General features: G+C 71.8%; 11 protein-coding genes and 1 other RNA gene. 1 reads left to right on the forward strand and 11 read right to left on the reverse strand.

What is annotated here, in order from left to right:
• Positions 1–269: 269 nt before the first annotated feature.
• From ssrA to ACYQ8L_RS07985, 3 genes are all read right to left on the reverse strand, one after another.
• Positions 270–631, reverse strand: a transfer-messenger RNA (tmRNA) gene (ssrA, locus tag ACYQ8L_RS07975).
• 229 nt (positions 632–860) lie between these two features.
• Positions 861–1,310, reverse strand: coding sequence for a DNA polymerase ligase N-terminal domain-containing protein (locus tag ACYQ8L_RS07980; RefSeq protein WP_459941255.1), 450 nt, complete (start codon positions 1,308–1,310; stop codon positions 861–863).
• Positions 1,311–1,420: 110 nt separating this feature from the next.
• The gene (locus tag ACYQ8L_RS07985; RefSeq protein ID WP_459941256.1) at positions 1,421–1,726 is read right to left on the reverse strand and encodes a ComEA family DNA-binding protein; all 306 of its coding nucleotides are present in this window, start codon (positions 1,724–1,726) and stop codon (positions 1,421–1,423) included.
• Between the two features lie 222 nt (positions 1,727–1,948).
• Between ACYQ8L_RS07985 and ACYQ8L_RS07990 the strand changes: the two genes are divergently transcribed.
• A complete protein-coding gene (locus tag ACYQ8L_RS07990) occupies positions 1,949–2,344 on the forward strand; it encodes a class II SORL domain-containing protein (RefSeq protein WP_459941257.1) in 396 nt (131 codons plus the stop codon).
• A 238-nt stretch (positions 2,345–2,582) separates the two neighbouring features.
• Here ACYQ8L_RS07990 and ACYQ8L_RS07995 read toward each other — a convergent pair whose 3' ends face one another.
• The 8 genes from ACYQ8L_RS07995 to ACYQ8L_RS08030 all read right to left on the reverse strand — a co-directional run bounded on the left by ACYQ8L_RS07995 (position 2,583) and on the right by ACYQ8L_RS08030 (position 13,812).
• Positions 2,583–3,788 carry a thiolase family protein gene (locus tag ACYQ8L_RS07995; protein ID WP_459941258.1) on the reverse strand — a complete coding sequence of 402 codons (1,206 nt, stop codon included), beginning with the start codon at positions 3,786–3,788 and terminating at the stop codon, positions 2,583–2,585.
• 111 nt (positions 3,789–3,899) lie between these two features.
• The gene (locus tag ACYQ8L_RS08000) at positions 3,900–5,063 is read right to left on the reverse strand and encodes a sensor histidine kinase (protein ID WP_459941259.1); all 1,164 of its coding nucleotides are present in this window, start codon (positions 5,061–5,063) and stop codon (positions 3,900–3,902) included.
• Positions 5,060–5,761: a response regulator gene (locus ACYQ8L_RS08005; protein ID WP_459941260.1), complete on the reverse strand. Its 702-nt coding sequence runs from the start codon at positions 5,759–5,761 to the stop codon at positions 5,060–5,062. Before ACYQ8L_RS08005 ends, ACYQ8L_RS08000 begins: the two co-directional genes overlap by 4 nt.
• On the reverse strand, positions 5,758–6,927 hold the full coding sequence (locus ACYQ8L_RS08010) for a cytochrome c3 family protein (RefSeq protein WP_459941261.1): 1,170 nt from the start codon (positions 6,925–6,927) through the stop codon (positions 5,758–5,760). Before ACYQ8L_RS08010 ends, ACYQ8L_RS08005 begins: the two co-directional genes overlap by 4 nt.
• Positions 6,927–9,638: a pyruvate, phosphate dikinase gene (gene ppdK / locus ACYQ8L_RS08015; RefSeq protein WP_459941262.1), complete on the reverse strand. Its 2,712-nt coding sequence runs from the start codon at positions 9,636–9,638 to the stop codon at positions 6,927–6,929. Before ppdK ends, ACYQ8L_RS08010 begins: the two co-directional genes overlap by 1 nt.
• Before the next feature lie 153 nt (positions 9,639–9,791).
• On the reverse strand, positions 9,792–11,861 hold the full coding sequence (gene glyS, locus ACYQ8L_RS08020; protein ID WP_459941263.1) for a glycine--tRNA ligase subunit beta: 2,070 nt from the start codon (positions 11,859–11,861) through the stop codon (positions 9,792–9,794).
• The gene (gene glyQ, locus ACYQ8L_RS08025; RefSeq protein ID WP_459941264.1) at positions 11,858–12,760 is read right to left on the reverse strand and encodes a glycine--tRNA ligase subunit alpha; all 903 of its coding nucleotides are present in this window, start codon (positions 12,758–12,760) and stop codon (positions 11,858–11,860) included. The genes glyS and glyQ overlap by 4 nt, the downstream gene beginning before the upstream one ends.
• 254 nt (positions 12,761–13,014) lie before the next feature.
• The gene (locus ACYQ8L_RS08030) at positions 13,015–13,812 is read right to left on the reverse strand and encodes an enoyl-ACP reductase FabI (protein WP_459941265.1); all 798 of its coding nucleotides are present in this window, start codon (positions 13,810–13,812) and stop codon (positions 13,015–13,017) included.
• Between the last annotated feature and the right edge of the window lie 44 nt (positions 13,813–13,856).

The raw sequence follows: 13,856 nt of genomic DNA on the forward strand, positions 1-13,856 counted from the left end.
TCTCCTTTGGCGATCTCGCATGCGCGGCGGTTTGCCCGCGCTCCCGTGTCAGACTACCTATGGTCCGAATACGGGTCAACGAATAGACCTCCCCGGTTGGCCCGGGCGGAAGACGGGACTCCGCCGCAGCCGGATAGAACCCGCGGAACCCCGCGGTGCCTTCGGGACGGCGCCGGCGCTGTTCTCCCCGGCGATCAGGGGCAGGCGGGACCGGAAAACACGAAGGGCCCGTTCCGGCATAGAACCGGAACGGGCCCTTCGCTGGAAACTGGTGGAGGCGGCGGGAATCGAACCCGCGTCCGAAGACCATCCGCTCGGAGCCTCTACGTGCGTAGTCCGTGTACTGGGTTTAGCGGCTGCAGACTCCCACGGACAGGATTCCGCCGCCGCGAGCCCCTCTTTGGGTTCGCCCCGGCGCCAAGGGGCGGAGCGCCGGGACTAGCCTGCGTTGATGACACCCAGCGCCGTCCTGCAGGCGGGGCCGGCGCGGGCGTCGCGGCCTACTTAGGCCGCGAGGGCCAACTCGTAGTTGTCGGCAGTTGTGTTTTTGCCGGTTGTTTTACGAGGCCAACCGGCGACCTCGGCACGCAGCTTCCGGCTTCAGCGTCCCCGTCGAACCCAGATCGCCCCCAGGATTCGTCGCGACCGGGCGGCTCCCGACGGGGCGGGAACCGGCAGATGTGCCCTTAGTATGGGCCCGGGGGCGGGTGGCGTCAAGCGCGGGGCTCGGGCCGGCCCCCTCACCCTGCCCCTCTCCCCCCGTGGGGGAGAGGGCACCGGACGGTGGTGCCGTAGCCCCCCTCCCCTGGCGGGAGGGGGACTGGGGGAGGGGGACGCCGGCTCGCGCCGGCGCCTTCGCCTCACCCTTGAGGAGCTTTCCGTTCTGCCCGGGGCTCCCTCGTTCGCAGCAGCAGATGGGCCCCCTCGCCGCCCTTGGGGAACGGGATGAGGGCCCAGGTGCCGCGGAGGCGGCCGCCCTCGAACCGGACGACCCACCGGGTGCCCGGGCCGCCCTCCAGCGTCTCGTAGTGGCCCCGGTCCCAGATGGTGACGGTGCCGGCGCCGTACTCGCCCTCGGGGATCACGCCCTCGAACCCGATGTAGGCGAGGTCGTGGTCCTCGGTGCGGGTGGCGAACCGGCGCTCGCCGGGCCGCAGCGGCACCCCCTTCGGCACGGCAAAGCTCACGAGCACGCCCCCGTGTTCGAGGCGCAGGTCCCAGTGGAGGCGCCGGGCGTGGTGCTCGTGGACGACGAAGCGGGGCGGGCCCGAAGGCCGGGGTGCATGGGCGTCGGAGGGTTCGGGTTTCATCGCGTGTCGGGTGGTTCGGGCGCCTGACCGGGATCGCGATCGGAGCATCGGGCCGGTCCGTTCTCGTGTAGACGCCATGGAGGGGCGCGGGAGGGGCTGGGGTGAAGGGCCTACTCCACGGTCACGAAGGGCCGAAGGGCCTCGAGCTTCTTTTCGCCGATGCCCCGTACCTGCAGGAGGTCGTCCACCGCCCGGAACGGACCGTTTTGTTCCCGGTAGTCCACGATGGCCCGGGCGGTGACCTCGCCGATGCCCTTGAGGGTCATCAACTGTTCCACCGTGGCGGTGTTCAGGTTGAGGCGCTCCGTCGCGGCCTGCTGGGTGCCCGCCTCCTGGGCCGCCCAGGCCGCCGGCACCGCGGCGACCGACAGGGCGACCCCGAGCACCACCGCTTTCCAGAAGCGCGCAATGCTCATCGGTGTTCTCCTTTTTTCGGCCCTCCCGCGCCCCCGCGCGGCACCGTACCACCGAGCCGAACAGGGTCAACCCCGACGGGGCGGAATTTTTCGGGCTAACTATGACCTCTTGACTCTTTTTTCTGGACACGCCAAACTTCCCTGGTACGCTTCGCGGCGCATCCCGGACGCCGGGGTGCGCGTTGTGCCACTCTCACATCCCCTACCGAGGAGGGAAGATCCATGAGCACGATCGGAGAACTCTACAAGCAGGCGGACTGGAAGGCCGAAAAGCACGTGCCGGTGATCGACTGCCCCGACACCGTGACCGCCGGCGAGGCGTTCGAGGTGAAGGTGTGCGTGGGCAAGGAGATCGCCCACCCCAACACCACCGAGCACCACATCCGGTGGATCCGGCTCTACTTCCTGCCCGAGGGCGGGAAGGCCCCGTTCGAGGTGGCGAACCTGGAGTTCACGGCCCACGGCGAGTCGGCCGAGGGCGCGAACCAGGGGCCGGCCTACACCCAGCACCAGGGGAGCGCGTTTCTGAAACTCAACGCCTCGGGCAAGCTCATCGCCACGAGCTACTGCAACATCCACGGCCTGTGGGAGAGCTCGAAGGACGTGCGGGTGGGGTGAGCGGGGAAGAACCGCGAAGGAACAAGGGCCGCCGGGAATCCCGGCGGCCCGTTTTTTTGGCCCCCCTCACCCCGGCCCTCTCCCCCCGAGGGGGGAGAGGGAGACAGACCGCGATCGCCCGCAGCACCAAGCCGTTCCCCCTCCCCTGGTGGGAGGGGGACAGGGGGAGGGGGTCACAACAACGCCCCCCCTCACCCCGGCCCTCTCCCCCCGGGGGGGGAGAGGGAGACAAAGGGCCCTACTCCGCCTCCACCAGGGTGGCCATGCCCATGCCGCCGCCCACGCACAGGGTCGCGAGCCCTAGCTCGACGCCCCGGCGGCGCATCTCGTACAGAAGGCTTGCGACGATCCGCAGGCCCGTGGCCCCCACGGGGTGGCCCAGGCCGATGCCGCTTCCGTTCACGTTGACCCGGTCGCGGTCGAGGCCCAGGTCGCGCTCGCAGGCCATGTACTGGGCCGCGAAGGCCTCGTTGAGCTCCACGAGGCCGATGTCGCCGAGGGCGACCCCGGTGCGCTCCAGGAGCTTCCGGGTGGCGGGCACGGGGCCGTACCCCATGATCTCGGGCGGCACCCCGGCGCTCGTCTGGGCCACGATGCGGCCCAGGGGCGCAAGGCCCACCTCCCGGGCCCGGGCCCGGCTCATCACCACGGCCGCGGCCGCCCCGTCGTTGAGGCCCGAGCTGTTCCCGGCCGTGACCGTTCCGTCCTTCTTGAACACGGGCGGGAGCTTCGCCAGGTCCTCGGACGTGAGCCCGAACCGGGGGTGCTCGTCGGTGTCCACCACGGTGTCGCCCTTCCGGCCCGGGATCGTGACCGGCACGATCTCGTCGGCGAACCGGCCCTCCCGGATCGCGGCCTCGGCGTTCCGGTGGCTCCGCAGGGCCACCTCGTCCTGGTCGGCCCGGGAGATGCCGTGGCGCTCGGCCAGGTTCTCGGCCGTGAGCCCCATGATCATCTCGTTGCCGAGGATCCGGCTCCCGGAGTTCAGAAGCTCCCAGAGGCTGTCGGTCATCTCCCCGTGGGTGAGCCGCTGGCCCCAGCGGGCCGTCTTGAGCACATACGGCGCGTTCGACATGCTCTCCACGCCCACGACGAGCACGGCCTCGGCCTCGCCCGCGGCCACCAGGAGCCGGGCCGAGGCCAGGGCCTGCATGGACGAGGAGCACTGCTTTTGCGCGGTGAACGCCGGCACCTCCACGGGGATCCCGGCGGCGAGCGCGGCCGTGCGCGCCGTGTTGGCCTCGTCGGGGCACTGGATGCACTCGCCGGCGATCACCTCGTCGAGGTCGGCCCCGGCGATACCGGCCCGCCGGAGGGCCTCGTCCATCACGAGGGCGGCCAGCCGGTGGGCCCGCAGGTCCTTGAGGGCGCCCCCGAACTTGCCGATGGGGGTGCGCACGGCGCTCACGATCACCGCGTCGCGACCGGTCTTGGGAAAGGGCATGGCATGACTCCTTGGATCGTTGGGATGGAGCGTTAGGACGTTAGGACGCGAGGACGCTGGGACGCTGGGACGCTAGGACGTTAGGACGCAAAACCGAGCCTTCCGGCATCGCTAGAGCCGCCCAGCCGCCCAGCCGCCCAGCCGCCCAGCCGCCAAACGGCCCAGGCGCTGGCGGATCGTGCGGGCCCGGGCGGGTTTGGGGACCCAGGCGTCGGCCCCGAGGCGCTTCCAGAACGCCGCGTCCGAGGCCGGGCCGGCCGTGTACACCAGCACCGGCGCCCGCCCTTCGACGGCCAGGAGCCGCCCCACGAACGCGGGGCCCCCGGCCCCCTGGGGCTCCACCACGCAGCCGGCCCACGGCCCGGCCCACCGCCAGAGCCGCAGGGCCTCCTCCGGGTCCTCCGGGGCCACCACCTCGTAGCCGGGCCCGAGCCCCTGGGCGAGCACCTGCCGGGCCTGGGGGTCGGCCTCGATCACGAGCACCCGGCCTTCCGCCTCGGCGGCCTCGGCGCCCTCCGGAGCGGCCGCCGGGAGCCACAGATGCACCCGCGCCCCGGGGAGCCCCTCGGGGTCGCGGCCCCGCCCCTCGGCCCAGGCCTCGCCGCCGTGGGCCCGGGCGATGCCCCGGACCATGGGGAGCCCCAGCCCCAGCCCGGCCGCGCCGAACTCGAACTCCCCGCTGTGGTGGGCGTGGAGGGGGATCAGGGTCACGAACCGCTCGAAGCACCGCTCGGCCCTGTCCCCCTCGGGGAGCCCCACCCCGGTGTCCTCCACGGTGACCCGCACGCCGGCCCGGCCCGCCCGCTCCTCGGCCACGGCCGAAACCGTGACCGCTCCGCCGTCCGGTGTCGCCCGGGCGGCGTTCTGCAGGAGTTCCAGGAGGGCGTCGCGGCCGGCCTCGGGGTCGAGGCCCACGGCGGGGAGGTCTTCGGGCGCGGCCGCCCGCCACTCCAGGTTCCGGACGGCCGCGAGGGCGCGGGCCTCGGCCAGGCACGCGTCGATCCAGTCGGCGGGGCGCACGGGACGGGGCAGGTAGGTCCAGGGCTCCCGGGTGTGGGCCTCGGCCGAGAGCTTTCGCAGGAGCGCGGTGAGCCGGTTCGCCGAGGCCGCGATCCGACGGACCCACTCCCGGGCCGCCGGGTCGAGCCCCCCCGGGGCCCGGTCCAGGAGGAGCTCCGCGTGGCCCTTGATGGACACCAGGGGGGTCTTGAACTCGTGGCTCAGGCGGTCGAGAAGCTCTTCCCAGGGGATCGACGCCGCGTCCGTTCGGCTCACCCTCCCTCGTCCTCCTCCCCCTCCAGGCCCACGATGTCCACGCCGTCCAGGTAGCGCACCGTCCGGTACACGGCGAGCCGCCGGATCTTCGCCACGGCCTGGGAGATCCGGCGCACCCCCCGATGGACGAACGCCAGGTCCTCCCGCAGGGCCTCATCCTCCGCCCGCTCCAGCAGGGTCTCCACCTTGAGGCCCACGGCGGTGAGCGGCTGGTTCAGGGCGTGGGCCACCGCGCCGGCCGTCTCCAGCACGGCCCGGAGCCGCTCCTGCTCCACCTGGGCCACCCGCACCGCCTCGAGCTCCCGGAACACCCGCCGGAGCCGAAGGGCCGCCCGCACCCGGGCCCGGAGCTCCATGAGATCGAAGGGTTTGACCAGGTAGTCGTTGGCCCCCGCCTCGAGCCCCTCGGCCACGTGGTCGGCCTCCTTGCGGCCGGTGAGGAGGAGCACCGGCACCCGGTCGGCCCCGGGGCGGCCCCGGAACCGCCGGAGAAACCCGAGGCCGTCGAGCTGGGGCATCATCCAGTCGAGCACGATGACGTCGGGCGCGCCGCCCTCGTCCAGGAACGCAAGCGCCCGCTCCCCGTCCTCGGCCCCCGCAAACCGCAGCCCCGGCTCCTCGAGGGCGGCCTCCACGAGCGGCAGGATCGACGGGTCGTCGTCCACCACCAGGATCGTCTCGCCCCCCAACTCGGTCACGGCTCCCTCCACTCCTCCAGGGTTCGGCGCGCCCACGCCCCGGTTTCGGCCTTGTGGCACGCGCTCGTGCACGAGGAAAGCACCGTACCGCGTTCCTCGTCGTCGGCAACCCAGACCTTGAGGCTATGGGTGCGCACCCGATAGGCGCCCCGGTCGGGGTTCGTGATCGCCATGTGGCAGTCGATGCACCCGGCCTCGTCGTCGGGGTGTCCCGCGTGGGCCTTCACCAGCCGCACCTCGGCCCTCTCGTGGCACCCGCCGCAGATGTCCTCGCTGCGGCGGCGGAGGCTGTGGCGGTAGTCGGACCCGTGGGGCAGATGACAGGTGGTGCACGAAAGCCCCGCCGCGGCGTGCCGGCTCTCCACGAACCCCTGGTACTCCATGAACGGCAACCGCTCCACCCCGCCCCGCCAGAAGTACTCGGTGTTCCGGTCGGGGTCCGGCCGGTGGAGGCGAAACGCCCTGTCCAGCCGTTCGCCGGGCCGGAACCCCACGGGGAACGGGTAGCGGCCGTCGGGGCTCTCGCCCCGGCTGTGGCAGGCCCCGCAGATCGCGGCCCGCTCCAGCGCCGGAAGGGCCGAGGGCCGGAGCACCGGCTCCCGGCCGCCGGTTTCGGCGTGGGCCGCCCCGTCGCCGTGGCAGGCCTGGCACCCGGCGTTGGCCTCGGGGAACGTGCGGGTGGCCGGATCGTACCCGGTGGTGTGGCACCCCGCACACCCGTCCTCCCAGGTGAGCCTGGCCTCGACCACCCGCCGGAGGCTCGGCGACAGGGGCTCCCAGCGCCGCGCCTCCAGGTTCCACTGGGCCGGCAGCAGCCGGTGGCCGTCGTCGTCGCGCCGGAAGTACACCTGGATCTGGAGCACCCCGTAGGCGAGGGCCACCTCGTCGCGGCGGAACCTCCCCTCGACGTGCTTGATCCAGCCCGTCACCCGCTTGCCCCACCGGGCCTTCACGAGCCGGGGATCCCGCGAGGGATCGATCAGGAAATGGCTGTGGGGATGGCGGATCCACAGGGAGAACTCGGGGCTGTGGCAGGCCCCGCAGCCCCGGGACGGGGTCTGGGCCAGGCCCGAGGCGAGGGTCACGTGGGCCACCCCGCCGGGCGCGGCCCACGCGGGGGCGGCCCACAGGGCCGCCCCTGCCAGAAGCCCCAGGAGCGTTCGCATCAGTCTTTGTCGGCCACGGCGGCTTGGGCCGCGGCGAGCCGGGCGATGGGCACCCGGAACGGGCTGCAGGAGACGTAATCGAGGCCCACCCGGTGGAAGAAGGCGATGGAGTCGGGGTCACCCCCGTGCTCGCCGCAGACCCCCACCTTGAGGCCCGGCCGGGCCTCCCGGCCCCTCTGGGTGCCCAGGGCCACGAGCTGCCCCACCCCGGCCTGGTCGATGCTCTGGAACGGGTCCTTCTCGTAGATGCCCCGCTCCACGTAGAGGGGCAGGAACGAGCCGGCGTCGTCGCGGCTGAACCCGCAGGTCATCTGGGTCAGGTCGTTGGTGCCGAAGCTGAAGAACTCGGCCTCGCGGGCGATCTCGTCGGCCGTGAGCGCCGCCCGGGGCACCTCCACCATGGTGCCCACGAGGAACGGCAGGTCCTCCACGCCGGTGGCCCGCTTCACCTCCTCGGCCACCTCCAGGACGATCCGCTTCTGGTCCTGGAGCTCGGCCACGTGGCCCACGAGCGGCACCATGATCTCGGGCCGGGCGTCCACCCCCTCGTTGCGCAGCTCGGCCGCCGCCTCGAGGATCGCCCGGGCCTGCATGCGGGTGATCTCGGGGTAGCTGATCCCGAGCCGGCAGCCCCGGTGCCCGAGCATGGGGTTCATCTCCCGGAGCTGCTCCACCCGGGCCCGCACGGCCTCGGGGTCCTTGCCCATGGACTCGGCCAGTTCCCGGATCTGGGCCTCCTCGTGGGGCACGAACTCGTGGAGCGGCGGGTCCAGGAGCCGAACGGTCACCGGGAGCCCATCCATGGCCCGGAAGATGCCCTTGAAGTCCTCCTTCTGGTAGGGCAGGAGCTTCTCCAGGGCCCGGGCCCGCTCCTCGGGGGTCTCGGCCAGGATCATCTCCCGCATGGCCCGGATGCGCTCGTCGCCGAAGAACATGTGCTCGGTGCGGCACAGCCCGATGCCCTCGGCGCCGAACCGCCGGGCCTGGGCCGCGTCCTCGGGCCGGTCGGCGTTGGTGCGCACCCCGAGCCGCCGCAGCTCGTCGCAGTACCCGAGGAACTTGGCGAGCCACTCGTTGCGCTCGGGGTCGATCACGATGAGGGGGAGCTCCCCGGCATACAGGAGGCCCTTGGTGCCGTTCACCGTGAGCACGTCCCCCTCCCGGAGCACGGTGTCGCCCACGGTCACGGTGCCGGCCCCCGGGTCGATCTCGAGGGCCCCGCAGCCCACCACGCAGGTCTTGCCCCAGCCCCGGGCCACCAGGGCCGCGTGGGAGGTCATGCCGCCCTTGGCCGTGACGATGGCCTCGGCCGCGTGCATGCCGTGGACGTCCTCGGGGCTCGTCTCGGTGCGCACCAGGATCACCTTCTCCCCGGCCGCGGCCCGCTCCTCGGCTTTCTCGGGCGTGAGCACGATCCGGCCCACCGCGCCCCCCGGACCCGCCGGAAGCCCCTGGGCCAGGGGCTTCGCCGAGGCCTCGGCCGCCGGATCCACCATGGGGTGCAGCAGTTCGTCGAGCTGCGAGGGCTTGACCCGCCGCACGGCCTCGGCCTTGTCGATCAGGCCCTCTTCCACCATATCCACGGCCATGCGCACCGCGGCCGGGCCGTTTCGCTTGCCGGTGCGGGTCTGCAGGAGCCACACCCGGCCCTCCTGGATGGTGAACTCGATGTCCTGCATGTCCCGGTAGTGGCGCTCGAGCCGGTCGCGCACGTCGAGGAGCTCGGCATAGGCCTCGGGCATGACCTCCTCGAGGGTGGGCAGGTGGCGGTTCGCGTCGTTCTTGCTCGCCTCGTTGATCGCGTAGGGGGTGCGGATGCCGGCCACCACGTCCTCCCCCTGGGCGTTGGGGAGCCACTCGCCGTAGAAGGCGTTCTCGCCGGTGGCCGGGTTGCGGGTGAACGCCACGCCCGTGGCGCTGCGGTCGCCCATGTTCCCAAACACCATGGACTGGACGTTCACGGCCGTGCCCCACTCGTCGGGGATGCCCTCGATCCGGCGGTACTGGACGGCGCGCTTGCCGTTCCAGCTCTGGAACACCGCGCCGATGGCTCCCCAGAGCTGCTCCATCGGGTCGTCGGGGAAGGGCTTGCCGAGCACCTCCTCGACCCGCCGGCGAAACGCGTCGCAAAGCGCCTTGAGGTCCTCGGCCGTGAGGTCCGTGTCGTTCTGGACCCCCTTCTCGCGCTTTCGCGCCTCCATCATGTGCTCGAGCTGGAGCCGGATGCCCTCGCCGTCGGCGGGCTCGATGCCGGCCGCCTTCTCCATGACGACGTCGGCGTACATCATGATGAGCCGGCGGTACGAGTCGTACACGAACCGCTCGTTACCCGTCTTTTTCACCATGCCCGGGATCGTGGCCGAGCACAGGCCGACGTTCAGCACGGTCTCCATCATGCCGGGCATGGACTGGCGCGCCCCGCTTCGCACGCTGACGAGCAGGGGGTTCTCCGGGTCGCCGAACCGGGACCCCATGACCTCGGCCATGAACGCAAGGGCCGCGTCCACTTCGTCCCGCAGCCCCTCGGGGTAGGTGCGGCCGTGGGCGTAGTAGTACGTGCACACCTCGGTGGTGATGGTGAATCCCGCCGGCACCGGGATCCCCAGGTGGCACATCTCGGCCAGGTTGGCCCCCTTGCCGCCCAGCAGGTCCTTCATGTCGGCCCGGCCCTCGGCACGGCCGGCCCCAAAGGTGTACACGTACTTTCCCATGGCGTCCTCCTGAGTGTTCGCGGTAACGTTCCGATGCGCCGACGTACGAACCGGACCACTACCGCAGGTCGTTCGTCGCGGGTCGTAAGGAACGAACCGCAACGACCAACGACCTGCGACCAACGGTCTTTGACCGCCCAGCCTCCCGGCCCCCTACCCGATCCTCCCGAACTCCGCGACCCGATTGAGGAGGGTCGACACCGCGCCCAGGAGGGCCAGGCGGTTCGCCCGGACCGCCGGGTCGGGGTCCATCACCAGCACCTCGTCGAAGAACCGGTCCACGGCGGCCTTCAGCGGGGCCGCCCCGTCCAGGAACTCGTCGTAGGCGCCCCGGGCCGCGGCCTCCTCCATCTGCCGGGCCACGGCCTGGTAGGCCTCCCACAAGGCCTCCTCGGCCTCGGCCACGAACGCCTCCGGCCGCACCTCCCCGGGCGTCTGGCCCTTCAGGATGTTGCCCACCCGCTTGAAGGTCTCGGCCAGGGGGTCGAGCCGGCCGTCCCGGCGGGCCGCCTGGAGGGCGTTGGCCCGGGCCGCGGCGTCGAGCACATCGTCGAACCCCCGGTCGAGCACCGCGGCTACGAGATCGGCATCGAGGCCCTGCTGCGTGAGCAGTCCCTCCAACCGCACCCGGAAGAACGAGAGCACGTCGGCTCTCACCTCGTCGGCCGGCCGGGTGAGCCGGTCCGAAAGCCCCTCGAGGGCCTGGTCCACGAGCCAGCCCAGGGGAATCCGCAGCCCCCGCTCCAGGAGGATCCGCAGGATCCCCAGGGTCTGGCGCCGCAGCGCGTAGGGGTCGGCCGCGCCGGTGGGGATGAGCCCCACCCCGAAGCAGCCCACGATGGTGTCGATCTTGTCGGCCAGGCTCACGCAGGCCGCCTCGTCGGTCGTGGGCACCGGCCCGCCGGCCTGGACCGGCCAGTAATGCTCCTCGATGCCCCGGGCCACCACCGGGTCCTCCCCGGCCCGCAGGGCGTACTCCCGGCCCACGATGCCCTGGAGTTCGGGGAACTCGTAGACCATCTGGGTCTCCAGGTCGGCCTTGGCCAGCCGGGCGATCCGGTCCACCACGGCCGCTCGTTCCGGGCAGACCCGCTCGGCGAGCCGGGCCGCGATGGCCCGGAACCGCTCCACCTTCTCGAAGCTCGTACCGAGCTTCGCCTGGAACACCACCTTCTTCAGGCCCTCGGCGTGCTCCTCCAGGGATTTTTTCTGGTCCTCGTCGAAGAAGAACCGCGCGTCCGCGAGCCGGGCCCGCAAGACCCGTTCGTTCCCCCGGGCCACCACCGCCAGATCCCGGGCCCGGGTGTTCGACACGGCCACGAAGTGGTTCAGGAGCCGCCCCTCCCCGTCCACCACGGCGAAGTACTTCTGGTGGTGCTTCATGGTGAGGATGAGGAGTTCCCGGGGGAGCTCCAGGTAGCGCTCCTCGAAACTGCCGACCACGGGCACCGGGTACTCCACCAGATCCACCACGGTGGTGAGGAGGTCGTCGTCGGCCAGGGGCTCGCCCCCCACCTTCCGGGCCGCCGCGGCGACTCCCTCCCGGATCAACTCCCGGCGCTCGGCCGGATCCACCACGACCCAGGCGTCGCGCATCTTCCGGAAGTAATCCTCGGCGTCCATCACGTCGACGGCGTCGGGGTGGTGGAACCGGTGCCCCCGGCTCTGGCGGCCCGAGCGCACGCCCGCGAACTCGAACTCCACCACCTCGTCCCCGAAGAGGGCCACCACCCAGTGGACGGGCCGGGCAAAGGCCATCTCGCCCGCGCCCCACCGCATGGTCTTGGGGAAGTGAAGCCCCGTGAGCCATCCGGGCACCAGCTCGGCCAGGACCTCGGCCGTGGGCCGGCCCTTGAGCTCCCGGCGCACCGCCACGTACCAGCCTTTCTCGGTTTCAACCCGCAGAAGATCCTCCACGGCCACCCCGTTGGAGCGGGCGAACCCCTCGGCCGCCCGGGTGGGCCGGCCCTCGGCGTCGAAGGCGGCCGAGACCGGGGGCCCGACCTTCTCCTCCACGGCGTCGGCCTGGCGCTCGGCCACCCCGGTCACGTGGAGCACCAGGCGCCGGGGGGTGCCCAGGGCCCGGACCTCCCCAAACCCGATCCGGGCGGCCTCGAGCCCCTTTCGGGCGGCCTCGGCCAACTGGGCCCGGGCCGGGGGCAGGAACCCGGCCGGGATCTCCTCGGTCCCGACCTCGAGCAGGAACTCCCGGGTCGCGCTCATGCCGTCACCTCCCCGGCCGGCCGCAGCTCGAACTTGCCCCGGAGCGGCCAACCCATGGCCTCGCGCTGAGCCACGTAGGCCTCGGCCACCCGGCGGGCCAGGTCGCGCACCCGGCCGATGAACCGGGTGCGCTCGGTCACGCTGATGGCGCCCCGGGCGTCCAAGAGGTTGAAGGTGTGGGAGCACTTGAGGGTGTAGTCGTAGGCGGGCAGCACGAGCCCCTTTTCGATGATGCGCCGGGCCTCGGCCTCGTACCGGTCGAAGAGCTCAAACAGCATCGGCACGTCGGCCTCCTCGAAGTTGTAGGTGCTGCCCTCCACCTCGCCCCGGTGATGCACGTCGCCGTAGGTGACCCCGTCGACCCACACCAGGTCGAACACGCTGTCGACCCCCTGCAGGTACATGGCGATGCGCTCCAAGCCGTAGGTGATCTCGGCCGACACGGGCCGGCAGTCGATGCCGCCGGCCTGTTGGAAGTAGGTGAATTGCGTGATCTCCATGCCATCGAGCCACACCTCCCACCCCAGGCCCCAGGCCCCCAGGGTCGGGCTCTCCCAGTCGTCCTCCACGAACCGGATGTCGTGGTCCAGGGGGTCGATCCCGAGCGCCTTGAGGCTGCCGATGTAGCGCTCGAGCACGTCCTGGGGGGAGGGTTTCAGGATCACCTGGTACTGGTAGTAGTGCTGGAGCCGGTTCGGGTTCTCGCCGTACCGGCCGTCGGTGGGCCGGCGGCTCGGCTCCACGTAGGCCACGTACCAGGGCTCGGGCCCGAGGCACCGCAGGAACGTGTGGGGGTTCATGGTGCCGGCACCCACCTCGATGTCGCAGGGCTGGGCAATCAGGCACCCCTGGGCGGCCCAGTACCGCTCGAGCCGCAAGATGACCTCTTGGAACGTCATATCGGATCCTCCTTGGGAGCCCTTAGAGGCCCCGGCGGGGCCCTCCGAGTGTCCGGGGAACGGCCGGGTTCAGGTCCCGATGCGGGAACGCGGACCGTGCCAGGGGTCAGGGGTCAGGGGTCAGGGGTCAGGGGTCAGAGGACAGAGGACAGGGAGTCTCGGCACCTGCCCTCTGTGGCATCGCAAGAGGTGTGCGTCCTAACGTCCCAGCGTCCTAGCGTCCTAGCGTCCTAGCGTCCCAGCCTCCCAGCCGCCTAGCCGGTAATGTCCTCCCCGCCGTCCACCCCGATCACGTTACCCGTGACCCAGTAACTGGCCGGCTCGGCCAGGAGCGCGATGGCCTCGGCCACATCCTCCGGGGTGGTCAGCCGGCCCATGGGGTTTCGCGACTTCGCCACCTCCACCATCTGCTGGTGCCCCGGGATTTTGCGAAGCGCCGGGGTGTCGGTCACCCCGGCGCGGATCGCGTTGGCGGTGATGCCGCGGGGGGCGAGTTCCAGGGCAAGCTGGCGGATGTGGCTCTCCAGCGCCGCCTTGGCCGCCGAGACCGCGCCGTAGTACGCCCAGACCCGCTGGCCGCCGGAGCTCGTCATGGCGAAGATGCGGCCGCCCCGGTCGAAGAGCCCTCGGGCCACCAGGTCCTGGGTCCAATACACCAGGCTGTGGGCCATGACATCCAGGGTCATCTCCATCTGGGCCTGGGTCACGGTTTCGCTGGGGTCCCCCACAAAGGGCCTGAGGGCGCCGAAGGCCAGGCTGTGCAGGAGCACCCGAACCTTGGGGCCGTCGCCGCACTCGGTCGCGAGCGCATCGAGCACCTCCCGGCGCTTCTCCGCGTCGGCGGCATTCCCGTTGAAGAACCGCACCCGCGCGCCCGTGGCCTCGAGCTCGTTGACCAGGGCCTCCACCTGGGGCAAGGTGGCCTTCCGGTCCAGATGCACCCCGGCGATGTTCATGCCCTTCCGGGCCAGGGCCCGGGCCGTGGCCGCCCCGAACCCGCTCGACGCCCCCAGGATCAGGGCCCAGCTTCCCTTGAGATCGGTTGCGCTCACCTTGGATGTCCTCCTTGCGGGTCGCCGGGACGCCCGGCGACGGG

The sequence above is a fragment of the Deferrisoma palaeochoriense genome (assembly GCF_054656955.1).